Below are 26,844 nucleotides of genomic sequence, written 5' to 3'. Positions count from 1 at the left end.
CAGCCTCCGGCACGGGGTCCGGAAGCGTAGGGGGTCGCGACGACGGCCTCTCGCATCTGGCCTACCCTCCGGGCCGCGCTGGACGGGGAGGTGGCAATGCTCGGTACCCGCCGGTTTCCGCGCGCCTGCGTGGCCTCGCCCCACCATCTCGCCTCCGCTGCGGGTGTCGCCACGCTGAGCCAAGGCGGCAACGCGGTGGACGCGGCGGTAGCGGCGAACCTCGTCCTCGCCGTCGTCACGCCCTACCACTGCGGCGTGGGTGGGGACCTGTTCGCGACCGTCTGGGATGGCGAGGCTCACGCCTACGCCGGGGCGGGGCGCGCCCCGGCCGCAGCCACCCTCGAACGGGTCCGTGACGAGATCGGGGAGGCCATGCCGTCGATGGGCGGTATGACCGTCACGGTGCCGGGTGCCGTGCGTGGGTGGTTCGACCTGCTGGAACGCTTCGGCCGCCGGTCGTTCGGCGAGCTCGCGACCAGGGCGATCGGGTACGCGCGCGACGGGTTCGTCGTCTCCGAGGCCGCGATGGAGTTCCTCGGGCCGGCGCAGGAGCACCTGCGCGACTACGGGGCGTGGCGCTCGGTCTACCGCGAGGCCGCCGCCGGCAAGGTGCTGCGCCAGCCGGCGTTGGCGCGGACGCTCGAGGTGATCTCCGAGGAGGGCCCCGAAGCGTTCTACGCGGGGGCCGTGGCGGAGGACATCGTCGAGACGGTCCGGGCCCGGCACGGGCTCATGACCGAGGACGATCTCGCGGCACACCGAGGCGATTGGGTGACACCTCTCTCGTGCACCTACCGCGACGTCGACGTGCTCGAGCACCCCCCGCCGACGCAGGGGATCACCGCCTTGACGGCGCTCGCGGTGCTCGACGTGCTCGGCGCGCTCCCGACTGAGCAGATCGCCCGCACCCACCTGCAGATCGAAGCGGTGAAGGTCGCGCTCGCCGACCGGGACGAGCACCTCGGGGATCCGGACCACCTCGACATCGATCCCGAGCAGTTGCTCGCCGAGCGTCGTGTCCAGCGCATCGCCGCTGCGCTCGATCCGCGTCGTGCTGCGCCGTGGCGCGGTCGTGAGGCCGCCGCCGGGACCGCGGCGATGACCGTCGCCGATGCCGACGGCATGCTCGTCAGCCTGCTGCAGTCCAACTACCAGGGTTTCGGCTCGGGTCTACACGTTCCTCAGTGGGGCATCAACCTCCACGACCGCGGGGCGATGTTCGTGCTCGAGCCCGACCACCCCAACGCCATCGGACCGGGGAAACGACCGCTACACACCCTCATCCCCGGGATGGTCCTGCGGGCGGGCGAGCCCTACCTGGTGTTCGGGACGATGGGCGGGGACGGTCAGGCACAAACGCACGTGCAACTGCTCGGACACATCGTCGACGATGGCACCGACCTGCAGACGGCGCTCGACTCGCCCCGCTGGGTCATCGCCGTGACCGACGCGTCGGTCATCCTCGAGAGCGGTCCCGGATCGACCGATCTCGCCGAGGGTCTCGAACGTCTCGGACACCGCGTCACCGTCGTCGGGCGCCGCGACCACCTCATGGGTCACGCACACGCCATCAGCGTCGATGGTCACGGCTACAGCGGGGCGACCGACCAGCGGACCGAAGGGGCGGTCCTGGGCTACTGACCGGACCCGAACCGTGGGGGCGCATGGCGCATATAGACAGCTATCTATATTGACGAACGTCGATGTGTAGCCTACGCTCACGTCGACGGCGCCACCTCGGCGCGGTCCCACAGGAGGACGACGCATGTCCCGGATCCAGCTGGCCCTCAACGTCCGCGACGTGGACGCGGCGGTGGAGTTCTACGGCAAGCTCTTCGACGCGCAGCCCGCCAAGCGCCGCCCCGGCTACGCCAACTTCGCCATCACCGACCCGCCGCTCAAGCTGGTGCTCATCGAGAAGCCCGATGCCGACGAGCGCCTGAACCACCTCGGTGTGGAGGTCGAGGACACCGACCTCGTTCGGGCGGCGACCGATCGGCTCGCCCAGAAGGGGCTGCCCACGCTGGTCGAGGACCAGGTCTCGTGCTGCTACGCCTTCCAGGACAAGGTCTGGGTCAACGACCCCGACGGAGCCGAGTGGGAGGTCTACACGGTGACCGGCGACGTCCCCGCCGAGGCCGGCACGTCCGTGGCCGCCTGCTGCTGAGCACGCATCTGGCATCCTCGTCCTCGGACCGGGAGCCACCGTGACCGCACCACGCAGCACCTACCTCGGCCAGTACGAGCACGCCAACGCCGAGCGCATCGCCGAGGAGCTCGAGAAGGCCGGCATCGGCTGGTACTACAAGCAGTCGGGGCGGCTGGCACAGTTCCTGTTCGCTGGCGACTGGGGAGTGCGGCTGTTCGTCGAGGAGCTCCGCCTCGACGACGCGAAGCAGATCGCCGAGCGGGTGACGGCCGTTGACGACGCGGGATCGGAGGGGGAGTGACGAGCGGGTCGGTCGGGCAGCACGAGCAGGTCGAGGTGGCGCTGATCGAGGAACGTGCGAACGCGCTGGGGCGCGTGGGAGACCGGCTCGAGGAGGCGCTCTCCGCCTGGCGCGTCGCGGTCGACGGCGACCCGGCGGAGCGTGAGGCCGCGCTCGTGCGGGTCCGCGATGCCGCGTGGGCGCTCATCGTCCAGCGTGAGTGCGTCGGCTTCCGCTGCGACAACCTCCGCTGGATCCGCCGCCACTACGACATCCCCCCCGAGGCCTTCCGCATGATCTGATGGCGGCGTCACGACGTCGGCGGTAGCGCTGGCCGTCTCTCAGAAACCCGCGTGACGCGGTGGTTTCCGGAAGTCGCGGAAACCACCGCCCGCACGCGGGTTTCTGAAGAACCCTCGGCGCAACCGCAGACGCCGGTCACCTGTTACGGCGCCCCGAAGCCGCCGCCGCCGGGGGTCTCGACGACGATCCGATCGCCCCGCTGCAGCCGCAGCGTGACCTTGCCCGGCAGCTCGCGTTCCTCGCCGTCGCGGATGAGCGCGTTACGACCCGGCGCCCCATCCTGCCCACCCTCGCGACCCCACGGTCCGCGCCGGCGCCGTTCGGTCAGCAGCGACAGGGTGGCGCGGTCGGCGAGCACCTCGAGCACCCGACGGATCCCGTCACCGCCCCGGTGCGCCCCGACCCCACCGGAGCCGTCGCGGAGCCGGTACTCGAGCACGCGCATCGGGTAAGCGAGCTCGAACGCCTCGACCGGCGTGTTCTTGGTGTTGGTCATGTGGGTGTGCACCCCGTTCATCCCGGGCGCGTCGGGGCGTGCACCCTGGCCACCGGCGAGCGTCTCGTAGTAGCTGAAGGGCTCCGCGGTCTGCGGATCGATCCCGCCGATCAGGGTGTTGTTCATCGTTCCCTGGGACGCCGCGGGGACGCGGTCGGGGAGCGCCTGCGCGAACGCCCCGAGGAGCACGTCGACGATGCGCTGTGACGTCTCGACGTTGCCGGCCGCGACCGCGGCGGGCGCCACGGGGCTGACGACGCAACCGGCTGGCGCGACCACCTCCAGCGGCCGGTACGCCCCGGCGTTCGCGGGGATCGTGGGGTCGGTCACGGCGCGGAGGACGAAGTAGCAGCACGACAGCGTCACGGCGAACGGGGCGTTCACGCTGCCCTCGACCTGGGGGGCGGAGCCGGCGAAGTCGATGTGCAGCGTGTCGGAGTCGACCGTGATGCTCACCCGGATCGGTACCGGCTCGTCCGTGAAGCCGTCGCCGTCGAGGAAGTCCTCGAAGCTGTAGCGGCCATCGGGGATGCCGAGGATGGCGGCGCGCACGGCTCGCTCGGCGTGATCCTGCGTCGCGGCCATCACCTCCGCGAGGCGATCAGCTCCCAACCGGTCACACAGCTCCGTCAGGCGCCGCTGTGCGAGGTGGTTGGCGCCGGCCTGAGCCCGCAGATCACCGATGCGTTCGCGAGGCGTACGCGTGTTGTGCATCAACATGCGCAGGAGGTCGGGATCCTCGCTGCCGTCGCGCCACAGCCGAACCGGGGGGATGCGCAGTCCCTCGGCGAAGATCTCGGTCGCATCGGCGGGCATCGAGCCGGGGGCGGATCCGCCCACGTCGGCGTGGTGGGCGCGGTTGGCGGCGTAGCCGACGAGCGCCCCGTCGAGGTGGACCGGTGCGACCAGGGTCCAGTCCGGTAGGTGCGTTCCACCGGCGTACGGGTCGGACACGAGCACCTGGTCGCCAGGTGCCAGCGCGCCGAACACGTCCAACGCGGCAGCCACCGACGCGGGCATCGATCCCAGGTGCACCGGGATGTGCTCGGCCTGAGCCACCAGCTGCGCATCGGCATCGAACAGCGCGGTCGAGCAGTCGATGCGCTCCTTGATGTTGGGTGAGTACGCCGTGCGGCGCAGCGCTGCCCCGGCCTCCTCCGCGATGCCGACCAGGGCGTTCCTGGTCACCTCGAGCGTGATGGGGTCGACACCGCGCACATCGAGGTCAGGATCGCCGCGCGGGTCCATCACTGCTCCTCGATGAGCAGGCTGCCGAGGTCGTCCACCGTCGCGGCCTGTCCCGGTGCGATCAGCACGGTCGCATCGATCCCCTCGACGACGGCAGGACCTTCGATGGCGTCGCCCGCGCCGAGCCGGTCGCGTCGGTAGCGCGCGGCATCCACCGCACCGTCATCCTCCCAGAGACGGACCGTCCCCGTCCGAGCCTCCGCGGCGCCCCGCCCCGGCGCTACAGGAGGCAGGACGACGTCGGGGCGGGGGCCCTCGCCCCGTGCGCGCAGGTTGACGATCTCGACCTCCTCGCCGGGTTGGTCGTACCCGTAGCGCTCGCGGTGCGCCTCGTGGAACAACGCGGAGAGGTGATCGGGACTGGCGTCCTCAGCTGGGATCTCGAGTTCGAACGCCTGTCCGCGGTACCGCAGGTCCGCCGTGCGCGTGATGGTGGGGTCAGCCACGCCCTGTTCCGCCAGCAGCCGCTGGCACTCGTCGGCCAGCTCGCTCCACATCTTCTCGATCTCGGACCTCGCGACGCTCGCGGCGTCCACGAGGTGGGTCCGCACCGCGTCGACCGTGAGCGGCGCGGTGAGCAGACCCAGAGCGGACAACACGCCGGGGTTCGGCGGCACGAGCACCCGACGACAGCCCAGTTGCCGGGCGAGAGCCGCCTGGTGCAGCGCCCCGGCTCCGCCGAAGGGGACGAGCGTGAAGTCGCGCGGATCCTTGCCGCGCTCGACCGACACGACCCGCAGCGCCTTCACCATGTGCGCCTCGACGACCTGCACGATCCCGAGAGCGGTCTGCGTGAGCCCGAGACCCACGTCGTCGGCCAGCCGTCCGACCGCATCCGTGCCGGCCTGATGATCGAGCGCGAGGTGACCGCCGAGGAGCACGTCCGACGGCAGACGCCCCAGCACGACGTTGGCATCCGTGACCGTGGGCTCCGTACCGCCCCGGCCGTAGCAAGCCGGCCCCGGATCGGCCCCGGCCGAGCGCGGGCCCACCCGTAGCGCCCCGCCCGCGTCGCGCCACGCGATGCTGCCGCCGCCGGCACCGACCGTGTGGATGTCGGTGGTCCGGACCGCGAACGGCAGTCCGTCGATCGTGCCCTCGGCCGTGGTCGCGGGCACGCCGCCCTCCACGAGGGTGACGTCGGTGGAGGTGCCCCCCATGTCGAAGGCGATGACGTCGTCGAACCCCGTAGCGCGTCCCACCGCCGCTGCGCCCCAGGCCCCGGCTGCAGGTCCCGACAGCAGCGTGTGGACCGGGTAGCGCGCCCCGACCTGGCCGGTGAACGTGCCGCCACCCGAGCGCATCACCTCCACCGGGACCGACAGTCCGATGTCGTGGAGACGGCCGTCGAGGCTGCCGAGGTAGCGGCGCATCTCGGGTGCCAGTGCGGCGTTGAGCGTGGTGGTCGAGGCGCGTTCGTACTCGCGGAAGACCGGCAGCACGTCGCTCGAGCGCGATACCGGGACGTCGTCGAGCAGATCCGCGATGGCGCGCTCGTGGCGGTCGTCGACGAACGCGAACAGCAGGCAGATCGCGACCGCTTCCGGCCGCAGGTCCCGGACCGCCGCGGCGACGGCTCCGGGGTCATCGAGCGCGACGAGCACGGTCCCGTCGGCGCTGATCCGTTCTTGCACCTCGACCACGAGGTCGCGGGTGACGAGCGGGGCGGGGCGGTCGACGGTCAGGTCGTAGAGGTCGGGGCGATCCTGCCGACCGATCTCGAGCAGGTCACGGAAGCCTCGGGTCGTGACGAGGACCGTCCGGGCGAGACGCCGTTCGAGCACCGCGTTGGTGGCGGCGGTCGTGCCGTGCGCGAAGCGCGTGATGGCCGCGGCATCGACGTCGAGCCGCGCCAGGCCCGCGAGGACGCCCTCCGACTGGTTCCCCGGCGTGGAGGGCACCTTGGCGACGCGGACCTCGTCGCCATCGATCAGCACGAGGTCGGTGAAGGTGCCGCCGACGTCGCAACCGAGCCGTATGGCGCCGCCTTCCCTCGAGCCGCGACGACCCTAACCGCGGGACGGCGCTAGTCCTCGGCTGCCTCCGGCTCCGGGGGGCGCCAGAAGACCAGGAGCAGCCCGGCAGCCCCGCCGACCCCGACCACGAGGAAGATCACCGCGCCGACCCAGCCGCTGAGGTCCCCGCCGAGGTCGAGCGCCCGGTCCAGCGACCACTCGCCCGCACCGAGCACGGCTCCGACGAAGGTCATCGCGATCAGCGACATCACGTACTCGTAGCCCTCGGTGGGCCGGTTGTAGACGAAGAACCCCGCGTCCCGGTGGTTGGTGATCCACGCGACGATGAGCAGCCCCGCGGTGGCTGCCATCGCGACCGGCGTCAGCAACCCCAGCGCGAGGAGTGGCGCCACGCCGACCTCGGTGAGGCTCGCGAGCCACGCGTGGAGCCGGCCGGGCCGCATGCCGAGGCTCTCGAACCACTTGGCGACGCCCGGGATGCGTCCCCCGCTGAAGAGGTGCGCCCAGCCGTGCGCGAACATCACGACGGCGAGCGTCAGGCGCAGGACGAGCAGCGCGAGGTTGACGGCGTCGGTGTCCCCCACGGTCGATCCCTCCCCATCGATCGGGTCGCCAGCGGCGCCAACCCTAGGACGCCGGCGCGCCCCGACGGGAACGCGCGTCCACGCGCGTCTCCGTCACGGGCGACGCGAGCGGAGCTGCCGGCCTGACCACAACGCGCGTCCACGCGCGTTTCCGTCACGGGCGACGCGGAGCGGAGCTGCCGGCCTGACCACAACGCGCGTCCACGCGCGTTTCCGTCACGGGCGACGCGAGCGGAGCTGCCGGCCTGACCACAACACGCGTCCACGCGCGTTTCCGTCACCGGTGCCCGCCTCGGGGATGCGAGGACCACGGTCGTCGCGCGAGGCGCTGATCACAGCTGGCGTTCAGCCAGCCCCGAGGCCACGAGCAGCGCGGCTGCGGCGAGCATGACCCACAGCCCGGCGGCGGTGGTCGTCGTGAACGTCATCTCGACGTCGCTGGGCAGCCGCTCCGCGAGGCCGGCGAGCTCCCGTAACCGGCTCCCGGCCACGTCGAAGCGGGAGACCGGCGGGAGCACGAGCGCCCCGAGCGCCGCGATCAGGGCCAGGACGCTGCCGCACGCGAGCTGGATGCGTCCTGCCGAGCGTGCGGGGCGGTCGATGGCGACCCCGATCGCGGCGATGATCGCCACGATCGAGACGGCCGGGGCGAGCCAGCCCCAGGGGTGCGCCTGCCAGCCGGCGAGCGATGCCACCGCGGTGTCCTGGCTCGAGCCCAGCATGGCGACATCGGCCCGGACCTCGTACCACGCCAGGTAAGTGGCTGCCAGGGCACTCGCCGCTGCCGTGGTCCCCACGAGCCCGATGATGCCCCGCGGCCGCAGCAGCAGCCGTGCGTGGATCGCGAGGTCCCCTCGCATCGGCGGTCTACGGCGCCGGAGCGGGAGCGGCGAAGCGGCCGGCGCGGAGGTGACCGAGCAGCGACCCGATCGGGTCGACCGACGAGCACACGACGTCCGATGCCGGCTGGCACGTGTCCTGCTGGTAGCTGAACAGCACCGCTCCCGAGGTCGCGGCGAGACCTGCCTCGAGCTGGGCCATCGACTCCGCCACGTTGTTGAGGTACGCGGCGTGACCGTAGGCGACCTCTCCCGGCCCGTCGACCAACCCATCCGCGAAGCCGATCCAGTCCCGGTGCCAGGCGCGGTGGTCGGAGTGGTTCTCGCGGAAGTAGATCATCGGCATCACGTCGTCGATCCACCCGCGCTGCAGCCACATCGGCCAGTCCTGGAACTTCTCGGCGTACGCCCTTGTCCTGGCGAAGCCGCCGAGCTCCGTTGGGCCACGCCCCTGAGCGATCGCCGCCATGCTGATGCGGATGTCCGGGTCGATCGCGTCGACGGCATCGTGGATGCGTTGCGCGAGCTCGCTCATCAGGCCCCGTCGGAAGTCGCTCCACTGGCCATCGGTGGTGGCGGGGCGGTCGCTGCGGCCGGTGGCGTCGCGGAAGCGAGCCAGCACGGCAGGGTGGTAGCCCCACGCGGTGCCGTCGTAGCGCAGGTAGTCGAGGTGGATGGCGGCGACGTCGTAGCGCGACGCTACCTCGGTGATCATCGCGACGACGTGGTCCTGTACGGCGGGCACCCCGAGGTCGAGGTAGTCGCTGGTCCTGCCGTCGTGGGAGACGGTGGTCCACGGGTCGGAGCTGGCCGGGCCGTGGTCGCGGTAGACGTGACCGGGGGGTAGTCCCACCTCGTCGTAGGCGCCGTGGTAGGCCGGCGCGAGCACGAACCAGGCGTGGACGTCGAGCCCGCGCGCCTTGGCCGCCGGGATCAGGCGCCCCAGCAGGTCGAGGTCGCGTGGCATCGCCGGGTCGGAGGTACGGGGCAGCACGTCGCTGGCGTAGTAGGCGTCGTGACGTCGCACGACCTGCACGACCACGGTGTTGAGGTTCGCACGTGTCGCCGCGTCGAGCACGCGATCGATCCCGGCTGGCGACTTGAGCGCCGAGTCGAACAGGTGGACCCAGAAGGCTCGCAGCTCGGGCTGCGGGCCGCCCGCCGTGGCCTCGTCGTAGCGTTGCTCGAGGGTCGCGACGAGGTCGTCGCTCAGCACGCTCGTGCCTCCGAGGAGACGCGCAGGAGGACGGTCGGCAAGCCCACCGAGGCGCAGGTAGCGGTCGCTGCCGTGTCCGGGCGCGTCCCGCTCGGCGTAGAGCACCGGCCCACCGCCGGGGAGCGCAGCGAGCCACCCGGCTGCGATCGCGTCGACGAGGCTGCGGTCGGCTCCGGCCACGACGTGGAGCGTGGCGTCCGCGGGGAACGTGCGCGCGACCGAGGCGGCGGTCTCGTCGCGGCTGGCTCCCGAGACGCGCCGGACCTTCGGCACGAGCCCGACGAGTGCCGCCTCCGCTGACTCGCTGACGACGCCGTAGCCACCGATGATCACCACCTCGCCGACGCCCTCCAGGGCAGCTGCCGTGCTGGGGGGCACGCGATCGTCGTCCACCAGCAGCAGGGCGGCGCCAGCCCGGGCCGCGACCGCGCCGGCGACGAGCGCATCGGGAGGACGGAAGCCGTTGACGACGAACGCGGTGCCGCTCGCACCGACCCGGTCCGCGATCGCCGCCGCAGTGCCGGCGCGGTCGTCGCCGGCCACACGCTCGGCCGTGACGCCGAGTCCCTCGACCTGACGCACGACCGCGTTGCTCACCGCCTTCGTTCCGCCGAGCACCAGCACGCGTTCGGGGTCGAGCCTCTCGAGCTCGGTCCGGGTGGCCGAGGGCAGCTCGTCGGGGCGGGTCATCAGCACCGGCGCGGACTCGGCGTGCGCGAGCACCGTCCCCGCGAGCGCGTCGGCGTACCCGCCTGCCTCGTCGCCCCGGGCGAGCAGGACCGTGGCGGCGCCCTCGGGGTAAGTGAGCTGCGAGGCACAGGCTGCGGTCGCGAAGCGGTCGTCCCCGGACAGGCGCACGATGTCGTGCTTCTGCGAGGCCGTTGTGACGCAGGCGGGCGGCTGACCGGGGACCTCGACCGGGTCAGGCGTGACCGCAGCCGCGGTCGGCTCATCTCCGGCGGGGGTCGTCGCGGACTCCACGGCGACTGCCGACGCGGTCGTCTCGGCGGCTGGGACGGCTGCGAGCGTCTCCGTGCCCGGACCCGCGCCCTGCAGCGTCAGCGGCACCCCGGCGACGAGCATGGCGGCGGTCGCAGCCCCGATGAACCTGATCCTCACGTCGTGATCCCCCGCTGTGGTCGGCGTCGAGGAGGGGTGAGGTTGCCACGCTGGCCGCCGTTCCGCGCGCTACCCCCTCGACTAGCCTCCTCGTACCGCTGGCTCAGGTCGATGTCGAGGAGGACGCGTGCGGCTCGCCGTCCTGATCTCGGGTTCCGGCACCAACCTGCAGGCGCTGCTCGACGCCATCGATGCCGACCCCGACTTCGGCGGCGAGGTCGTGGTCGTCGGCAGCGACAAACGCGACGCCTACGGCCTCGAACGGGCACGTCAGCGCGGCATCGCCACCGTCGCCGTCGATCTGGCCGACCACCCCGACCGTCCGACCTGGGAGAAGTCCCTCGTCGCGGCACTCCAGGAGCACCAGCCCGAGGCGGTCGTCCTCGCCGGGTTCATGAAGCTGGTCTCGGGCGAGTTCCTGGGGACTTGGCCGGGCCGCGTCGTGAACACCCACCCGTCGCTGCTGCCGGCGTTCCGGGGCGCCCACGCGGTCCGGGACGCCCTGGACTACGGGGTCAAGGTGACCGGCTGCACGGTCCACCTCGTCGACGAACAGGTCGACCACGGGCCGATCATCGGTCAGCGAGCGGTCGAGATCCGCGAGGACGACACCGAGGGGTCGCTCCACGAGCGGGTGAAGGCGGTCGAGCACGAGCTGCTGCCCCGGTGCGTGAAGCTTCTGTGCCACGGTCGTCTCCGGGTCGAGGGACGCCATGTTCACATCACCGAGGAGTCCACGTCGTGAGTGACGTCGTCGAGGTCCGTCGTGCTCTGGTGAGCACGTACGACAAGTCCGGGGTCGAGGATCTGGCCCGATCGCTGCACGAGCTCGGCATCGAGATCGTCTCGACCGGGTCGACCGCCGCGTTGATCGCCACTTCGGGGACACCGGTCACCGAGGTGGCTGATCTCACCGGGTTCCCCGAGGGCCTCGACGGGCGGGTCAAGACGCTGCACCCGAAGGTGCATGCGGGCATCCTCGCCGACCGTGCCAAGGCGGAGCACCTCGAGCAGCTCGACGAGCTCGACGTCGCGCCGATCGATCTCGTCGTCGTCAACCTCTACCCGTTCCGCCAGACCGTGCACAGCGGGGCGTCCGAGGACGAGATAGTCGAGATGATCGACATCGGGGGACCGACGATGATCCGCGCTGCCGCGAAGAACCACGCCGGCGTCGGGGTCGTCGTCGACCCCGGCGACTACGAGATCATCGTCGCCGAGCTGCGCGAGCACGGGGGCCTAACCCGCGACCTTCGCGTCACGCTCGCGACGACGGCGTTCAAGCACACGGCGGCCTACGACGCCGATGTCGCGGCGTGGTTCCAGCGCGAGGAACCGTGGCCGAGCCAGCTTGGCATGGCGCTCCCGCTGGAGCAGGAGCTGCGGTACGGCGAGAACCCCCACCAGGCCGCGGTGCTGTACGGCGGCCCAGGGGGCCGGGGGGGACTGCTGGCTGCCGAGCAGCTGCACGGCAAAGAGATGTCGTACAACAACTGGCTCGACACCGACGCCGCCTGGGGGATGGCGATCGACTTCGACGAGCCGTGCGTCGCGATCATCAAGCACACCAACCCGGCCGGCCTCGCCATCGCCTACGACCTGCCGACGGCGTACGCACGGGCGCTCGAAGGCGACCCCGTCTCCGCGTTCGGTGGCATCGTCGCGGCGAACCGGCCCGTCGACGCCGAGACCGCCTCGCGGATCATCGACGTCTTCACCGAGGTGGTCATCGCGCCGGGCTACGACGATGGGGCGCTCGAGACCCTGCGAGGGAAGAAGAACCTGCGCATCCTGCAGATGCCGGATGCGCCCCGACCCCAGTTCGGGTGGTCCCTGCGATCCGTCGCGGGCGGCCTGCTGGTCCAGCACAGCGACGTCGGGGACGAGCCCTTCGACGAGTGGAAGGTCGTCACGTCGGCGCAGCCGGACGACGACCTGATGGCCGAGCTCCGATTCGGGTGGATCGTCGCCAAGCACGTCAAATCCAACGCCATCGTCCTGACCCGCGACCGGCAGATCGTGGGAGTCGGGGCGGGACAGATGAGTCGTGTCGACTCAGTCGAGCTCGCGGTGAAGAAGTCCGACGGTCGCTGCGACGGGGCGGTGCTCGCCTCCGACGCGTTCTTCCCCTTCCGCGACGGCCCCGACGCGGCGGCCGCCGCGGGTGTCCGCGCCATCGTGCAGCCGGGCGGTTCCGTGCGAGACGACGAGGTCGTCGCCGCCGCCGACGAGCACGGACTGGTCATGGTGATGACGGGGCGCCGCCACTTCCGCCACTGACCCGCTGGCATCGCGAACTCGGATACTCGGGGTCGTTCTCGTGCCCCCAAGTATCCAAGTTCGCACCGAGGCGGGGCGGGCGTCGACGACACCGGCGACGGCGAGGTAGCCGTACGTCAGCGGCGTATCTGGACCGCAGTTCTGGTCGTGGAACCGGAACGCGATCGTGTCACCGTCACGCACGACCTCCTGGAAGATGGGCGGACAGAACTGCGGGTTGACGAGACCGAAGCCAACCGCGATCACGTCATCCGTGTCGATGCGCGGTCCGTCCGAGAAGCCGAGGGCGATCGCGACGCGGTCGAGTTCCTCGGGATCGGTCGCGACGAGGATATCGCTCAGGAAGCGATCGTCCGATAGCAGCTCCTCCGCGTCCAGGAGCCGCTGCTCGAGGTCGGACATCGCGAGGATGCGGGGCGTGGAGTCGGAGTTGGCACTACACGCCGCCCGACCACCGCGGCGAGGCAGATGGCGGCGACACGGACTGCACTCCGCCGCAACCTCATCCCCCGTTCTCACGCCCCCGCCCTCTCGGCGCGGACAACAACCACCGTATCCGGTGGAACCACCGCGGGTTCCAGAGGCTCGAAGGCCTGACGCGGCGCGCTCGTGCGCGGTAACCACCGCATCCGGTGGTTACCGGGATCGGGGTCAGGGGAGGGCGGCACGGATGCGCCCCGCGACCTCCTCGGCGTGCTCGGGGCCGTCGTAGGGGTGACGCGGCCAGAAGAACCCGCGGAGCCCGTCGCCCTTCGTGCGTGGGACCACGTGCGCGTGGAGGTGCGCCACCGACTGGCTGACCGTGTTGTTGATCGCGATGAGCGTGCCCTGCGCCCCGCAGCCCTCCTTCACCGCGATCGACAGTCGCTGGACACGCTCGAAGAAGGGGCCCACGAGGTTTCCGTCGAGCTCGGGCAGCGTCACCACGTGCTCGCGCGGCACCACCAGCGTGTGGCCGTGGAACAGCGGGCGGATGTCGAGGAACGCCACGGTCGTGTCGTCGTCGAGGACGACGTGGGCGGGGGACTCGCCCGCGACGATGTCGCAGAACACACACGGCACGCAGCCACCTCCGGCACGCTCGGACGGTCCGGGTTGTCCTACCGCCCTCCGGGCTACTTGAGGACGGGTCAGGTTGTCCTACCGCCCTCCGGGCTACTTGAGGACGGGTCGGGTGCACAACCTAAGCTGAACCGAGCCGCCGACGAGCGAGGGAGTCGAGTGACCGCACGCATCCTGGACGGCAAAGCGCTCGCGCAGCAGGTGCGGGGGCGCATCGCCGAGGACGTCGCCAAGCTCCGGTCCGAGCACGGGATCATCCCCGGACTGGCGGCGGTGCTCGTCGGCGAGGACCCGGCGTCCGAGGTCTACGTCAACATGAAGCACAAGGCGTGCGAGGCGGCGGGGATGTACTCGCGCCAGCACAAGCTCCCCGCCGACACCGGCCAGGATCACCTCGAGGCGCTCATCCGCGACCTCAACGAGGATGACACCATCGACGGGATCCTCGTGCAGCTCCCGCTCCCCGAGGGTCTCGATCCCCAGCCTGTCCAGGAGCTGATCGCGCCCTCGAAGGACGTCGACGCGCTCAACCCCTACACCGCAGGTCGCCTCGCGGTGGGCGACCCCACGTTCCGAGCCGCGACGCCCTACGGGGTCCTCGAGATCCTCGAGGCCCACGATATCGACGTCTCGGGTGCCGAGGTCGTCATCGTCGGACGATCCAACCTCGTCGGTCGGCCGCTCAGCAACCTCCTCAGCCTGAAGGGGATCGACGCCACGGTCACCGTGGCTCACTCGCGGACCCGCGACCTCGCCGCGGTGTGCCGACGTGCCGACGTCCTCGTGGTCGCGGCGGGGCGCCGTGGCCTGGTCACCGCGGACATGGTCCGGCCGGGGTCGGTAGTGATCGACGTGGGCACCAACCGGGACGAGGACGGCAAGCTGGTCGGCGACGTCGACTTCGAGTCCACGAAGGAGGTCGCCGGCGCCATCACGCCGGTACCGGGCGGAGTGGGACCCATGACCGTGACCATGCTGCTGCAGAACGCCCTCGAGGCCGCACGGGTCCGCCACGGCCTGCCGCGGCTCTGAGCTGGAACCGACCGGGGCGCGCCGGCGTCAGACCTCGAGCCGCAACCGACCGAGGAACCAACCGTGACCCGCAAGCTCGCTGCCGTGCTCGCCGTTGCCGCCATCGCGTTGGCCTCGTGTGGAGGCGACGTCGCCAACGATGTCGTCGATGAGCCCACCCCCGCCCCGACCGCGGTGCCAGCGCCCACGGACCGCGATGCACCGCCGACGGGGAACGGCGAGACCGTGACCGACACCAACGGCATGGCCGCGCGCCTGGTGAAGCCCGAGGGTGGCACGACCGACGCTCGGCCCAGTACCTACGACCACGTCGAGGTCTCTGATCGCAGCGCGACGGTCTTCTACTACGCAGGCGTCGAGCCGTGTTCGGTCCTCGACCGGGTCGAGGTCGAGGAAGGTGCGGACCAGGTGGTCATCACGCTCTTCATCGGGTCGAAGGCCGGCCCGGAGACCGCCTGCATCGCCCTGGCGGAGTACAAGGCGGTCCAGGTCGAGCTCGACCGCGAACTCGGTGATCGTCAGATCGTGGACGGCGCCGCGTGAGCCGCGGGACCGCACGAGCGCCGGTTCGGGACCTTCGCCGGTGGTGACGCCCTGCCAAACGGCCAGGTCGGGCGTCTTGCGCATCCGCGACATCAGGGGTTGCCTGGACCACGCTGCTCGCTGATCCCCCCACCAGCGACGGCAGAGCTGCCCCGCGGAACGCCCCCCACGGCTACCGCAGCCCGATCCCCCGGAGTCGGGGCAGCTCGGCCGGCGGCCCGGGACCGCACTCCGTGCGGCCGAGCACCCTCTCGCATCTCCCGGGCCGCCGGCTCCTTCCTTTCCTTCTGCGACGCCCCGGATGCGGCGTCGCCAGATGGGAGAGAACGCCACTGACCCCCTGCGACGCAGCGGCCGAGACCGCGCTCTCGGCCGCGGGTGGACCGCGATCGCGTGGATCGACGACGCGGATGCGGCGTCGCCAAAGGTACGCTCGGTCGTGCCGTCCTCGACCTCGCGCTGGAGCCTGCTGATGGCGAACCCCGTGCGCATCGCCGTGACCGGACCTGCCGGACAGATCGGGTACGCGCTGCTGCCTCGCATCGCGTCGGGAGCCATGCTCGGGCCCGACACCCCGGTGATCCTGCAGTTGCTCGAGATCCCTCCCGCGATGGACGCCCTCCGCGGTGTGGCGATGGAACTCGAGGACTGCGCCTTCCCGTTGCTCGCGGACATGGTGCTGACCGACGACCCCAAGGTCGGGTTCCGGGACGCGAACATCGCGTGCCTCGTCGGCGCGAAGCCACGCGGACCCGGCCAGGAACGCGCGGACCTCATCAAGGAGAACGGCCCGATCTTCACCGGACAGGGTGCCGCTATCGGTGAGGTCGCCGCAGATGACGTGCGCATCGTGGTCGTCGGCAATCCGGCCAACACCAACGCGCTGATCGCGATGGCCAACGCCTCGGGCGTGCCTCACGAGCGCTTCACGGCCATGACCCGGCTCGACGAGAACCGGGCGAAGAGCCAGCTCGCCACCCGGGCGGGCGTGCCCGTCACGGACGTGACCAGGCTCGCGATCTGGGGCAACCACAGCCCGACGATGTTCCCCGACTTCGAACACGCCCTCATCGGAGGCAAGCCCGCCGCCGATGTGGTCGACCGCGACTGGCTCGAGGGGGAGTTCCTCACGATCGTGCAACAACGAGGGAAGGCGATCATCGATGCCCGCGGTCAGTCGTCCGCGGCTTCGGCCGCCAACGCGCTTATCGACCACGTCCACGACTGGCTCGGGGTGAAGCCGACGCCCGAGGACGGTTGGGTCTCGATGGCGGTCCCCAGCGACGGCTCGTACGGTGTCCCCGAGGGCATCATCAGCAGCTTCCCGGTCCGCACCGACGGGGCCGGGAACCACCGGATCGTCGCAGACCTCGAGCTCAGCGACTACGCGCGCGGCATGATCGACACGAGCGCGCAGGAGCTGATCGAGGAACGCGAGGTCATCGCCGACCTGCTCGACTGACCTGGATCACCACGGAGGCGTCGTGACCGGAACTCGCGTCCGTTCGAGCTTGTGGTGGCTCGCGGCTGGAACGGTCGGGATGTGTCTGGCGCTCCTCGTGGGGGCTGCCGCGGCCCCCGATGCCACCGACCTGCGCTGGAGTGGGGTCGGTCTCGTCGCGGCACTCGGTGGCATCGCGACCGCGACCGTCGGTCCGGCGCTGCTTCCGCTGGCGCGGCGCACCGCCTCCGGCGCCGTGGCGCGCGGCCGACGCCTCCGCCCCGTCACCTCCGGGGCGGTCACCGGCCTTATCGCGACGATCATCGCCTTCATGGGTGTCAGCCTCTTCCCGGACGTCCTGGCGCCCATCCACGTGAACGTCGGCCGTGGCATCCCCGAGCTGCTGCTCGACGAGCTCGTGTGGGTGCTGCCGTCAGCGGCGGTCGCTGGGGGTGTCCTGGGCCTGGTGGGGTGGGCGTCGGTGCGGCACCCGGACGCGGCCACGGCCTTCGGCCGACTCGTGCGCTACGCCGGCTGGCCCGCGCACATCGCCTGGTTGGCGGCACTCGTCACCGTCGTCGCCGCCACCGTAGGCGGACTCACGCTGGCTGCCGGGGCACCCGGTGGTGGGTCCGTCGCCGAACGGGGCGCGGCGATCGTCGACGCCGGGGCATCCTGGACCGTGGGTTGGGCGCTGTGGGGGTTGGCCAGCCTCGGTCTGCTCGCCGTCCTCGTCCTGCTCATCGAGCGTGCCGGACCAGCGTGGCGCACCCTCGCGGTCACCGTCGCCGCGGTCGCCATCGCGGCTGACCTCCTGGCCACCGCGCTGTTCGCGGCCGCCCTCCCGGCAGCCGCCCCCATCACCGCCCCGGCGAGCGAGATGCTGTTCGTGAGCCTGGAGCGGCTCGCGCTGGCACTGTCTGGGCCCGTGGCGAACACGCTCTACGGCGTCCTCGGAGTGGCACTCGTCGGAGCTGCGGGACGTGCGTTGCACCCGCTGCTGCGCGTCATCGGCCGGATCGCGTTCGGGCTCGTGCTCGTCAACGCGGTGCTGCTGCCACTCGCCCCGAGCGCGGTGGCGCCCACCGTCGCCCTGAGCGTCCTGGCGTTCACGCTCTTCGCGTTGGGCCTCGGCTGGCAGCTCGCCGTCTCCCGGCGGCTGCAGCCGGCACTCGAGGCGTCGGTGCGGCAGGCGGCCCGTGCGCTGGTGCCCGTCCACCCCGCCCCGATGACCGCCCGCGCCACCGACGTCGCCGCGATCGACCTCGCGCTCGATCCGAGCGCGTTGGCCCCGCTCCTCCCGCCGGGAACGCGACCCCAGCTGGTCGATGGGCGGGCACACGTCGTCGTCATCGGAGCCCGCATCGGAGCGGCTCGGTTCGCCTTCGTCCCCCGCGCGCTCGGTCTGCCGACGACCCCGATCGTCAGCCTCCGCGTCCCGATCCTCGACCGCGACGGCGAGCCTGCCGTCGCGTTCCTACGCGGCTGGTCCGAGTCGACGCTCACCGCCGCGTGCGTGCACTGGACGACCGGCTTCGAGCTGTCCCGGGTCGAGCTCGAGCTCGCCAGCACCGCCGATCGCTGGAGCGTGCGGGGCGCTGCGGGGTCCGTTGAGGTGGACCTCGTCGCCGATGCCGACGCCGTCCCACCCACGGCGGATCTGGGGACGGGGCGCGCGATCCTCGACCGTGCCGGTCAGCTCGCGCAGGTCCGCTTCGAGGACGATGCGACGGTCGTCACGCCGGCTCGGCTGCTCCACGCACGCATCCCATTCCTGCAGCGGCTAGGAGCCGAGGTCGTCGGTGCCGCCTTCCTCGCCCCGACCGACTACCGGGCGGGGCGCGCGCGCTGGCGCTGACCAACCCGCAACCCGCCACAGCGATGTGTGGTTGACACGGCATGCCGCGTCAACCACATCGATCAGAGGTCAGAGGGGATGAGGGAGTAGACGACGGTGTCGAACGGGGCGCCGGAGCGGTCACGCGCCCCGTTGCGCAGGACGCCCTCGCGGGTCGCCCCGAGCGCCGCGGCCACGCGGTGCGACGGGGCGTTGTCGGGGTGGATGCGTAGCTCGACGCGGACCAACCCGAGCACCTCGAAGCCCCACGTCGCCACCAGCCGGCACGCCCGTACGACGTACCCGCGGCCTCGGTGTGAAGCTGCGCCCCAGTAGCCGATCTCGCCGAAGCCGCGGTCCCACCCGAACTGCACGAACCCGTTGGATCCGACCAGCTCACCGGTCCTGACCTCCACGACCGCCAGGGGCGCCTCGATGCCCTGTTCGAACCAGTCGTCGTGGCGTGCCAGGAACTCGTCGCGGAACGATCCCTCGGAGGGTTCCAGCGGGACCCGTGTCCAGCGTGCGATGTCGGCGTCGCGGATCGCCTCGACGGCAGAGGCGACGTCGTCGTCGCGGTAACGACGGACGACGACCACCCCGTCGGTGAGCTCGCCGGGGTCCGGTACGGGCGGGATCGTCACGGGTCGTCTCGGTGAAGTGTCGGGGGCGCTCGACGGTAGCCTCGGCGGCCAGGCGCACCGAACGTCCCTACTGCAGGAGAACGCGTCGTGACCCGTGTGCTGTCCGGCATCCAGCCATCTGGCGAGGTGCACCTCGGCAACTACCTCGGGGCGATCCGGCGTTGGGCCGATGAGCAGGACCGGGTCGACGGCTACTTCTGCATCGTCGACCTGCACGCCATCACGCTCCCGCAGGTTCCGGCCGAGCTGCGGCAGCGCACCTTGGAGCTCGCGACCACCCTCTTCGCCGCCGGTATCGATCCCGACCGCTCGACCCTGTTCGTCCAGAGCCACGTCCACGAGCACAGCGAGCTGGCCTGGATCCTGAACTGCGTGGCTTCGATGGGTGAGCTAAACCGCATGGTGCAGTGGAAGGAGAAGTCCGCCGACAAGGGCGAGCACGTCAGCGTCGGCCTGTTCGACTACCCCGTCCTGCAGGCCGCCGACATCCTGCTCTACCAGGCCGATGAGGTCCCGGTCGGCGAGGACCAGCGACAGCACGTCGAACTGACCCGCGACATCGCACAGCGCTTCAACCATCGCTTCGGCGAGACCTTCAACCTGCCGGAGGCGACCCACCCGCCCGTCGCGGCGAGGGTCATGGACCTGCAGTCGCCGACCAGCAAGATGAGCAAGTCGATCGACTCACCGAAGGGCACGGTGCTGCTCCTCGACGACCCCGACCGCATCGCCAAGAAGATCAAGTCGGCCGTCACCGACAGCGGGACCGAGGTCGCGGCCGACCGCGAGACCAAGGCCGGGATCACCAACCTGATCGAGTTGCTCGCCGCCGTGACCGGTGACGAGATCGACACCATCGAGGCTCGCTACGCCGGCCAGATGTACGGCACGTTCAAGGCCGATGTCGCCGAGGCCGTCGTCGAGTTCGTCCGGCCGGTCCAGGAGCGCTACCACGAGCTCGCGGCCGACCCCGGGGCGGTGTCGGAGTTGCTCGCCAAGGGTGCCGACAAGGCGGCCGCGGTCGCCTCGGTCACGCTCGCCAGGGCCAAGGACGCCGTCGGCTTCCTCCCCGGCTACAGGTAGCCGCGGAGGGTGGCGGCCTCGACGACGCGCTTGACCGCGAGCGCGAACGCCGCCTCGCGCAGCGAGATGTCGCCGTTGTCGCCCTGGAACCCGCGGCACTGGCTGTAGGCCGTCTGCAAGCGCGCGGCGAGGCGCGAGTTCACATCCGCCTCGTCCCAGGCGATCTCCTGGTTGTTCTGGACCCACTCGAAGTAGCTGACCGTCACCCCGCCCGCGTTCGCGAGGATGTCGGGGACGACCACCACACCCCGCTCGAACAGCGCCGCGTCGGCGACGGGGGTCACCGGGTGGTTGGCTGCCTCGATGACGATCCGCGTGTCGATCTGGTCGACGTTGCGGTGCGTGATGACCTCTCCGAGCGCGGCCGGCATCAGCACGTCGCACTTCAGCGCCAGTAGCTGATCGTTGGTGATGGTCTCGGAGCCCGGGAAGTCCACGACGGTGCCGGACTCGTCGACGTACTCGAGGAGCGCGGGCAGGTCCAAGCCGCGCTCGTCGACGATGCCGCCCTTGACGTCCGACACCGCGATCACCTTGTAGCCCTGCTCGGCGGCGATGCGGGCAGCCCACGATCCGACGTTGCCGAAGCCCTGGATCACGACCGACAGCTCCTCCGGTGGCGGCAGGCCGGCGTCGCGACACGCCTCGTTCATCACATCGACGCACCCCCGCCCTGTCGCGGCCTCGCGCCCCAACGAGCCCCCCAGCGCGATCGGCTTGCCGGTGACGATCTGGGTGGTGTGCCCGTGACGGCTCCCGTACTCGTCCATGAACCACGACATGATCTGGGCGTTGGTGTTCATGTCCGGGGCGGGGATGTCGCGGTTGGGGCCGATGATGTGGCCGATCTGGCCGAAGTAGCGCCGCGACATCCGCTCCAGCTCCGCCTTCGACATGTCGGAGGGGTCGACCTGGATGCCGCCCTTGGCGCCTCCGAACGGGATGTTCACGAGCGCGGTCTTCCACGTCATCAGCGACGCGAGCGCGCGGACCTCGTCGAGATCGGCCGCGGGGTGGTAGCGGATGCCCCCCTTGTAGGGGCCTCGCGCCCCGTTGTGCTGCACGCGGTAGCCGATATAGACGTCGAGGCCGCCGTCGTCGCGGCGGACGGGCACCTGGACCCGCAGCTCGCGGTAGGTGCCGGACAGCACCGCGATCGCCGCGTCGCTGAGGTCGTCGATGTCGGCGGCCTTGAGGAAGAAGTAGTTGACCGCCTCGAAGGGCGACAGATCATCGCGCAGCTCCACCGTCTGATCCTCGCTCGCTCGGGGCGCATCCAAGCACCCGCTCCGGCGGTGTGCGCGGCTGTGCGGGACGGAGGAACGGGGAGACGCCGCTGCTAGGGTCGCGTTCCCGGACGCTGCGAGCCGGGTCGCCGCGGATCCCAGGGAGCACTCCTGATGTCCACGCAGACGCCAGCGCCCTCCGACATCGAGGAGCGGCCGGAACCGGAACGCATCGCGCCCACGCCGGTGACCCGCCGACGCAAGCCGTGGCTGCTCGAGCTGTACTCCACCGCGGTGGGCAAGAAGTACGTGATGGCCATCACCGGCATCATCGGACTGGGCTACATCTTCGCCCACATGATCGGCAACCTGAAGGCGTTCTTCGGCCCGACGGCACTGGACGAGTACGGCCACTGGCTGCGCGAGAGCCTGCTCTACCCGATCCTGCCGCACACGTGGGCACTGTGGGGGACGCGCATCGTCCTCATCGTCGCCGTCGTCCTGCACATCCACTCCGCGTACGGCCTGACCCGGATCAACATGGCCGCGCGCCCCGAGCGCTACCAGTCCAAGCGCGACTACCTGGCCGCGAACTTCGCCGCACGGACGATGAGGTGGACCGGCGTCATCGTGTTCGCGTTCATCATCTACCACCTCGCCGACTTCACCTGGGGCGTCGCCAACCCCGGGTTCCAGCGCGGCGAGGTCTACCGCAACCTGGTGGCGAGCTTCGAGCAGTGGCCGGTCTCGCTCACCTACATCGTCGCCAACGTCCTGCTCGGCGTGCACCTCTACCACGGCATCTGGAGCATGTTCCAGAGCCTGGGCATCAACAACCGCCGCTTCAACCACCTCCGCAAGGCACTCGCGATCGGGTTCACCGTCGTCGTGATCGGCGGCTTCATCGCCGTCCCGATCGCGGCGCTCGCCGGCATCATCGACTGACGGAGCCCCCGATGGCCGAGAAGAAGAAGACGACGAGCCCCGTCCGCAAGGCACGCGCCAAGGCGACCAGTGCCCGCGAGCAGGCCGAGGTGGCCGAGCAGCGTTCCAACCCGAGCTCACCCGCGCTCGACAGCCGCATCCCGGGCGGTGACCTGGCGACCCTGTGGACGCAGTACAAGGACGATCTCCGGCTGGTCGCGCCCAACAACAAGCGCAAGTTCAAGATCATCGTCATCGGCACCGGGCTCGCGGGCGGTTCCGCCGCCGCGACGCTCGGCGAGCTCGGCTACGACGTCGAGGTGTTCACCTTCCACGACTCGCCCCGCCGTGCCCACTCCATCGCCGCCCAGGGAGGCATCAACGCCGCGAAGAACTACAAGGGCGACGGCGACTCGATCCACCGGCTGTTCTACGACACGATCAAGGGTGGCGACTACCGCTCGCGCGAGGCCAACGTCTACCGCCTCGCCGAGGTCTCGGTGAACATCATCGACCAGGCAGCCGCCCAGGGTGTGCCGTTCGCACGCGAGTACGGGGGGCTGCTGGACAACCGCAGCTTCGGCGGTGTGCAGGTCAGTCGCACCTTCTACGCGCGCGGCCAGACCGGGCAGCAGCTGCTCCTCGGTGCCTACCAGGCGCTCATGCGACAGGTGCACCTGGGGACGGTCAAGCTCCACACCCGCGCCGAGATGCTCGACGTCGTGCTCGTCGACGGTCACGCCCGTGGCGTCGTCGTCCGTGACCTGCTCACCGGCGAGGTCAGCTCGCACAGCGCCCACGCGGTCGTGCTCGCGACCGGCGGCTACTCCAACGTCTTCTACCTGTCCACCAACGCGGTGGCGTGCAACGTGACGGCCGCTTGGCGCGCCTACAAGAAGGGGGCGTTCTTCGCCAACGCCTGCTACACCCAGATCCACCCTACCGCGATCCCGCAGTCCGAGGAGTTCCAGTCCAAGCTCACCCTGATGTCGGAGTCGCTGCGCAACGACGGCCGCATCTGGGTACCGGAGGATCCGGCGGACAAGCGCGCACCGGACGAGATCCCCGAGGGTGACCGCGACTACTACCTCGAGCGCATGTACCCCGCGTTCGGCAACCTCGTTCCCCGCGACGTGGCGTCGCGCGCCGCGAAGCGGATGGTCGACTCCGGCCAGGGTGTGGGACCGCTCGAGAACGGCGTCTACCTCGACTTCAGGCACGCCGTGGACCGCCTCGGGGCGGACGTCATCGAGGACCGTTACGGCAACCTGTTCGACATGTACGAGCGCATCACGGGCGAGAACCCCTACAAGGTCCCGATGCGCATCTACCCCGCACCGCACTACACGATGGGCGGCACCTGGGTGGACTACAACCTGATGACGACCATCCCCGGGCTGTACTGCATCGGGGAGGCGAACTTCAGCGACCACGGCGCCAACCGGCTCGGCGCCTCCGCGCTCATGCAGGGCCTGGCGGACGGCTACTTCGTCCTGCCGTACACGATCGGCGACTACCTCGCCGATCACCTCGGTTCCAAGCCACCAGCGACCGAACACCCCGCGTTCCGCCACGCCGAGCGGGGCGTGCGCGACCAGGTCAGCATGCTGCTCAACATCCGCGGGACGCGCTCGGTCGACTGGTTCCACCGCGAACTGGGCAAGATCGTCTGGGACAACTGCGGCATGTCACGCAGCCAGGCCAGCCTCGAGAAGGCGCTGAGCGAGATCCCGGCCTTGCGTGAGGAGTACTACAAGGACGTGCGCATCCTCGGCACCGGCGACACCCTCAACCAGTCGCTCGAGAAGGCGGGGCGTGTGGCCGATTTCTTCGAGCTCGCCGAGCTGATGTGCCAGGACGCGCTCCACCGCGAGGAGTCCTGCGGTGGTCACTTCCGTGAGGAACACCAGACCGAAGAGGGCGAGGCGATGCGTGACGACGAGGGCTTCGCCTACGTCGCGGCGTGGGAGTTCCAGGGCGAGGGTGAGCCCGCCACGCTCCACCGTGAGCAACTCACGTTCGACAACGTCGAGCTCAAGACCCGCAGCTACAAGTGACCGGAGTCGACGGATGAACCTGACGCTGCACATCTGGCGCCAGCCCCGCCCCCAGGCCAGAGGCGAGTTCCGCACCTACGTGGTCGAAGACGTCAACCCCGACATGTCGTTCCTCGAGATGCTCGACCAGCTCAACGAGAAGCTCATCAACGATGGCGAGGAGCCGGTCGCCTTCGACTCCGACTGCCGTGAGGGGATCTGCGGTACCTGCGGTGTGATGATCAACGGCATCCCGCACGGGCCGCAGAAGGGCACCGCGACGTGCCAGCTCCACATGCGCAAGTTCAGCGACGGTGACGTCATCACCATCGAGCCGTTCCGCGCTGCAGGGTTCCCGATCGTCAAGGACCTCGTGGTCAACCGCACCGCGTTCGACGACATCATCGCGGCTGGCGGGTACATCTCGGTGGACACCGGTGGGGCGCCGGACGCCAACCTCATCCCGATCCCGAAGGAGACCGCCGACCTCGCGATGGACGCGGCCGCGTGCATCGGTTGCGGCGCGTGCGTGGCGGCCTGCCCCAACGGCGCGGCGCAGCTCTTCACCGCTGCCAAGATCGCCCACCTCAACCTGCTCCCCCAGGGTGTGGCCGAGCGCTCCGACCGCGCCGAGGCCATGGTCGAGACGATGGAGAACTACTTCGGCTCGTGCACCAACTACGCCGAGTGCGAGGCGGCGTGCCCGAAGGAGATCTCGATCGACTTCATCGCGCTGATGAACCGCGACTACCTCAAGGCCAAGCTGCGCAACCGTCGGGGCGGGTGAGCAGGGCCGCCCTCGGACATCTTGGACGGTGCTATCGCTTCGCTACTTGAGCACTTTGGAGGGTGCTATCGCTTCGCTACTTGAGCACTCGGACCGCGAGCCGGCCGCAGCCAGGTCGTAGCCTGCGCCCATGAGCGAACCCGAGTTCCGTACCGTGAGCGGCGAGGCCATCGCCCCCGTCTACGGCCCTGACACCACCACGGTCGATCCCGAGCGTGACCTCGGGGCGCCGGGCGACTACCCCTACACGCGCGGGGTCTACCCGACGATGTACCGGGGTCGGCTGTGGACCATGCGTCAGTACGCGGGTATGGCGACCGCCGACGAATCCAACGAACGCTACAAGCATCTGCTAGCTCAGGGCTCGACCGGCCTGTCGGTCGCGTTCGATCTCCCGACCCAGATGGGCTACGACAGCTCGGCCGAGCTCGCCGAGGGCGAGGTGGGCAAGGTCGGCGTCGCGATCGACACCGTCGAGGACATGAAGCGGTTGTTCGACGGCATCCCCCTCGACCAGGTGTCGACGTCGATGACGATCAACGCTCCGGCATCGCTCCTGCTGCTCATGTACCAGCTCGTCGGCGAGGAGCAGGGGGTCGACCCCTCCAGGCTCCGTGGCACGATCCAGAACGACGTGCTCAAGGAGTACATCGCCCGCGGCACCTACATCTACCCGCCGGGTCCGAGCCTGCGCATCGTCAGCGACACGTTCGCCTACTGCGCCGAGCACCTGCCCAACTTCAACACCATCTCGATCTCCGGCTACCACATGGGGGAGGCTGGGGCGACGCCGGTCGAGGAGGTCGCGTTCACCCTCGCCAACGGCATCTCCTACGTCGAGGCCGCCGTGGACGCGGGGCTCGACGTCGACAGCTTCGCGCCACGTCTCAGCTTCTTCTTCGTGGCGCGCTCCACGCTGCTCGAGGAGGTGGCCAAGTTCCGTGCAGCCCGACGGATGTGGGCGCGCATCATGAAGGAGAGGTTCGGGGCGCAGGACCCCAAGTCGATGATGATGCGCTTCCACACCCAGACCGCGGGCGTCCAGCTCACGGCGCAGCAGCCCGAGGTCAACCTCGTCCGCGTGACGATCCAGGCGCTCGCCGCCGTCCTGGGAGGGACGCAGTCGCTGCACACCAACAGCTTCGACGAGGCGCTCGCGCTCCCGACCGAGCACTCCGCGACCCTGGCGCTCCGGACCCAGCAGGTGATCGCGCACGAGACCGACGTGCCCCGCACGGCCGATCCGCTGGCCGGTAGCTACTTCGTCGAGTCGCTGACGGAGCAGATCGAGCGTGATGTGACGGCCTATATCGAGCGGATCGACGAGATGGGCGGGGCGGTCTCCGCCATCGAACAGGGGTTGCAGAAGGGCGAGATCGAGCGATCCAGTTACGATTTCGCTCGGCGGGTCGAGTCCGGCGACGAGGTCGTCGTCGGCGTGAACCGGTTCACCACCGATGAGGAGCAACCGGTCGAGCTGCAGCGTGTGGACGAGGCGGTACGCGATCAGCAGATGGCGCGCATCGACCAGGTCAAGGCGGCGCGGGACCAGGAGGCCGTGGAGGCGACGCTCTCCGAGGTCCGCGCTGCCGCGGAAGGCGACACGAACCTGCTCGTGCCGATGCGTGAGGCGCTGCGCGCTCGCGCCACGCTGCAGGAGGTCTGCGACGTCCTCCGCCAGGTCTTCGGCACCTACGTCGCGCCCGAGACGATGTAGCGGTCAGCTGGTAGCGAGCCCG

The 26,844-nt window shown here is 70.4% G+C and carries 24 protein-coding genes; 16 read left to right on the top strand and 8 right to left on the bottom strand.

The window, feature by feature from the left end:
* Positions 1–96 precede the first annotated feature (96 nt).
* From KY469_08430 to KY469_08415, 4 genes are all read left to right on the top strand, one after another.
* Positions 97–1,641, top strand: coding sequence for a gamma-glutamyltransferase family protein (locus KY469_08430; GenBank protein ID MBW3663111.1), 1,545 nt, complete (start codon positions 97–99; stop codon positions 1,639–1,641).
* Between the two features lie 124 nt (positions 1,642–1,765).
* Positions 1,766–2,167, top strand: coding sequence for a VOC family protein (locus KY469_08425; protein ID MBW3663110.1), 402 nt, complete (start codon positions 1,766–1,768; stop codon positions 2,165–2,167).
* 40 nt (positions 2,168–2,207) lie between these two features.
* Positions 2,208–2,450 (top strand): DUF2007 domain-containing protein, encoded by a 243-nt coding sequence (locus tag KY469_08420; protein ID MBW3663109.1) that lies wholly within the window; start codon positions 2,208–2,210, stop codon positions 2,448–2,450.
* Positions 2,447–2,731, top strand: a complete 285-nt coding sequence (locus KY469_08415; GenBank protein MBW3663108.1) for a hypothetical protein — start codon at positions 2,447–2,449, stop codon at positions 2,729–2,731. Before KY469_08420 ends, KY469_08415 begins: the two co-directional genes overlap by 4 nt.
* A 143-nt stretch (positions 2,732–2,874) precedes the next feature.
* On the opposite strand, the gene KY469_08410 is transcribed toward KY469_08415, so the two are convergent.
* The 5 genes from KY469_08410 to KY469_08390 all read right to left on the bottom strand — a co-directional run bounded on the left by KY469_08410 (position 2,875) and on the right by KY469_08390 (position 10,210).
* Complete coding sequence (locus KY469_08410; protein MBW3663107.1) at positions 2,875–4,476, bottom strand: hydantoinase B/oxoprolinase family protein; 1,602 nt, start codon at positions 4,474–4,476, stop codon at positions 2,875–2,877.
* Positions 4,476–6,455 (bottom strand): hydantoinase/oxoprolinase family protein, encoded by a 1,980-nt coding sequence (locus KY469_08405; protein ID MBW3663106.1) that lies wholly within the window; start codon positions 6,453–6,455, stop codon positions 4,476–4,478. The genes KY469_08410 and KY469_08405 overlap by 1 nt, the downstream gene beginning before the upstream one ends.
* 47 nt (positions 6,456–6,502) lie before the next feature.
* The gene (locus KY469_08400) at positions 6,503–6,973 is read right to left on the bottom strand and encodes a DoxX family protein (protein MBW3663105.1); all 471 of its coding nucleotides are present in this window, start codon (positions 6,971–6,973) and stop codon (positions 6,503–6,505) included.
* Positions 6,974–7,368: 395 nt separating this feature from the next.
* On the bottom strand, positions 7,369–7,896 hold the full coding sequence (locus KY469_08395) for a hypothetical protein (protein MBW3663104.1): 528 nt from the start codon (positions 7,894–7,896) through the stop codon (positions 7,369–7,371).
* A gap of 7 nt (positions 7,897–7,903) precedes the next feature.
* Positions 7,904–10,210, bottom strand: a complete 2,307-nt coding sequence (locus tag KY469_08390) for a cell wall-binding repeat-containing protein (GenBank protein ID MBW3663103.1) — start codon at positions 10,208–10,210, stop codon at positions 7,904–7,906.
* A 127-nt stretch (positions 10,211–10,337) separates the two neighbouring features.
* Between KY469_08390 and purN the strand changes: the two genes are divergently transcribed.
* The 3 genes from purN (at position 10,338) to KY469_08375 (ending at position 12,850) form a co-directional block, all read left to right on the top strand.
* On the top strand, positions 10,338–10,955 hold the full coding sequence (gene purN, locus KY469_08385; GenBank protein MBW3663102.1) for a phosphoribosylglycinamide formyltransferase: 618 nt from the start codon (positions 10,338–10,340) through the stop codon (positions 10,953–10,955).
* Positions 10,952–12,490 (top strand): bifunctional phosphoribosylaminoimidazolecarboxamide formyltransferase/IMP cyclohydrolase, encoded by a 1,539-nt coding sequence (purH, locus tag KY469_08380; GenBank protein MBW3663101.1) that lies wholly within the window; start codon positions 10,952–10,954, stop codon positions 12,488–12,490. Before purN ends, purH begins: the two co-directional genes overlap by 4 nt.
* Positions 12,491–12,637: 147 nt before the next feature.
* Entirely contained in the window at positions 12,638–12,850 is a 213-nt protein-coding gene (locus KY469_08375; protein ID MBW3663100.1) for a hypothetical protein, read from the top strand.
* A gap of 291 nt (positions 12,851–13,141) precedes the next feature.
* On the opposite strand, the gene KY469_08370 is transcribed toward KY469_08375, so the two are convergent.
* Positions 13,142–13,552: an HIT family protein gene (locus KY469_08370; protein ID MBW3663099.1), complete on the bottom strand. Its 411-nt coding sequence runs from the start codon at positions 13,550–13,552 to the stop codon at positions 13,142–13,144.
* A gap of 159 nt (positions 13,553–13,711) precedes the next feature.
* On the opposite strand from KY469_08370, the gene folD reads away from it, so the two are divergent.
* From folD to KY469_08350, 4 genes are all read left to right on the top strand, one after another.
* Entirely contained in the window at positions 13,712–14,584 is an 873-nt protein-coding gene (gene folD, locus KY469_08365; protein MBW3663098.1) for a bifunctional methylenetetrahydrofolate dehydrogenase/methenyltetrahydrofolate cyclohydrolase FolD, read from the top strand.
* Positions 14,585–14,647: 63 nt separating this feature from the next.
* Positions 14,648–15,127 carry a hypothetical protein gene (locus KY469_08360; protein ID MBW3663097.1) on the top strand — a complete coding sequence of 160 codons (480 nt, stop codon included), beginning with the start codon at positions 14,648–14,650 and terminating at the stop codon, positions 15,125–15,127.
* Positions 15,128–15,599: 472 nt separating this feature from the next.
* The gene (locus KY469_08355) at positions 15,600–16,589 is read left to right on the top strand and encodes a malate dehydrogenase (GenBank protein ID MBW3663096.1); all 990 of its coding nucleotides are present in this window, start codon (positions 15,600–15,602) and stop codon (positions 16,587–16,589) included.
* A 22-nt stretch (positions 16,590–16,611) separates the two neighbouring features.
* Complete coding sequence (locus tag KY469_08350) at positions 16,612–18,426, top strand: DUF2071 domain-containing protein (GenBank protein MBW3663095.1); 1,815 nt, start codon at positions 16,612–16,614, stop codon at positions 18,424–18,426.
* A 62-nt stretch (positions 18,427–18,488) separates the two neighbouring features.
* On the opposite strand, the gene KY469_08345 is transcribed toward KY469_08350, so the two are convergent.
* Complete coding sequence (locus KY469_08345) at positions 18,489–19,049, bottom strand: GNAT family N-acetyltransferase (GenBank protein ID MBW3663094.1); 561 nt, start codon at positions 19,047–19,049, stop codon at positions 18,489–18,491.
* Between the two features lie 87 nt (positions 19,050–19,136).
* On the opposite strand from KY469_08345, the gene trpS reads away from it, so the two are divergent.
* Positions 19,137–20,132 (top strand): tryptophan--tRNA ligase, encoded by a 996-nt coding sequence (trpS, locus tag KY469_08340; protein ID MBW3663093.1) that lies wholly within the window; start codon positions 19,137–19,139, stop codon positions 20,130–20,132.
* Here trpS and KY469_08335 read toward each other — a convergent pair.
* Entirely contained in the window at positions 20,123–21,361 is a 1,239-nt protein-coding gene (locus KY469_08335) for a glutamate dehydrogenase (protein MBW3663092.1), read from the bottom strand. The two genes, trpS and KY469_08335, sit on opposite strands and share 10 nt — an antisense overlap.
* Before the next feature lie 171 nt (positions 21,362–21,532).
* Between KY469_08335 and KY469_08330 the strand changes: the two genes are divergently transcribed.
* The 4 genes from KY469_08330 (at position 21,533) to KY469_08315 (ending at position 26,822) form a co-directional block, all read left to right on the top strand.
* Positions 21,533–22,303 carry a succinate dehydrogenase cytochrome b subunit gene (locus tag KY469_08330; GenBank protein MBW3663091.1) on the top strand — a complete coding sequence of 257 codons (771 nt, stop codon included), beginning with the start codon at positions 21,533–21,535 and terminating at the stop codon, positions 22,301–22,303.
* Positions 22,304–22,314: 11 nt separating this feature from the next.
* Positions 22,315–24,339: a fumarate reductase/succinate dehydrogenase flavoprotein subunit gene (locus KY469_08325; GenBank protein ID MBW3663090.1), complete on the top strand. Its 2,025-nt coding sequence runs from the start codon at positions 22,315–22,317 to the stop codon at positions 24,337–24,339.
* A 13-nt stretch (positions 24,340–24,352) separates the two neighbouring features.
* Positions 24,353–25,105 carry a succinate dehydrogenase/fumarate reductase iron-sulfur subunit gene (locus KY469_08320; GenBank protein ID MBW3663089.1) on the top strand — a complete coding sequence of 251 codons (753 nt, stop codon included), beginning with the start codon at positions 24,353–24,355 and terminating at the stop codon, positions 25,103–25,105.
* A gap of 130 nt (positions 25,106–25,235) precedes the next feature.
* Positions 25,236–26,822, top strand: coding sequence for a methylmalonyl-CoA mutase (locus tag KY469_08315; protein ID MBW3663088.1), 1,587 nt, complete (start codon positions 25,236–25,238; stop codon positions 26,820–26,822).
* Positions 26,823–26,844 lie beyond the last annotated feature (22 nt).

The sequence above is a fragment of the Actinomycetota bacterium genome (genome assembly GCA_019347575.1).
Lineage (GTDB): Bacteria > Actinomycetota > Nitriliruptoria > Nitriliruptorales > Nitriliruptoraceae > JAHWKY01.
The sequence above is the reverse complement of the archived record's forward strand: the minus strand, read 5'-3'. Positions and strand labels throughout refer to the sequence as shown.

Bases quoted from the DNA above. Each gene is read 5' to 3' on its own strand.
- KY469_08315 (MBW3663088.1), top strand. From the start codon at position 25,236: ATGAGCGAACCCGAGTTCCGTACCGTGAGCGGCGAGGCCATCGCCCCC.
- KY469_08410 (MBW3663107.1), bottom strand. From the start codon at position 4,476: ATGGACCCGCGCGGCGATCCTGACCTCGATGTGCGCGGTGTCGACCCC.
- KY469_08395 (MBW3663104.1), bottom strand. From the start codon at position 7,896: ATGCGAGGGGACCTCGCGATCCACGCACGGCTGCTGCTGCGGCCGCGG.
- KY469_08325 (MBW3663090.1), top strand. From the start codon at position 22,315: ATGGCCGAGAAGAAGAAGACGACGAGCCCCGTCCGCAAGGCACGCGCC.
- KY469_08430 (MBW3663111.1), top strand. From the start codon at position 97: ATGCTCGGTACCCGCCGGTTTCCGCGCGCCTGCGTGGCCTCGCCCCAC.
- KY469_08355 (MBW3663096.1), top strand. From the start codon at position 15,600: ATGGCGAACCCCGTGCGCATCGCCGTGACCGGACCTGCCGGACAGATC.
- KY469_08320 (MBW3663089.1), top strand. From the start codon at position 24,353: ATGAACCTGACGCTGCACATCTGGCGCCAGCCCCGCCCCCAGGCCAGA.
- KY469_08425 (MBW3663110.1), top strand. From the start codon at position 1,766: ATGTCCCGGATCCAGCTGGCCCTCAACGTCCGCGACGTGGACGCGGCG.
- KY469_08400 (MBW3663105.1), bottom strand. From the start codon at position 6,973: ATGTTCGCGCACGGCTGGGCGCACCTCTTCAGCGGGGGACGCATCCCG.
- KY469_08330 (MBW3663091.1), top strand. From the start codon at position 21,533: ATGTCCACGCAGACGCCAGCGCCCTCCGACATCGAGGAGCGGCCGGAA.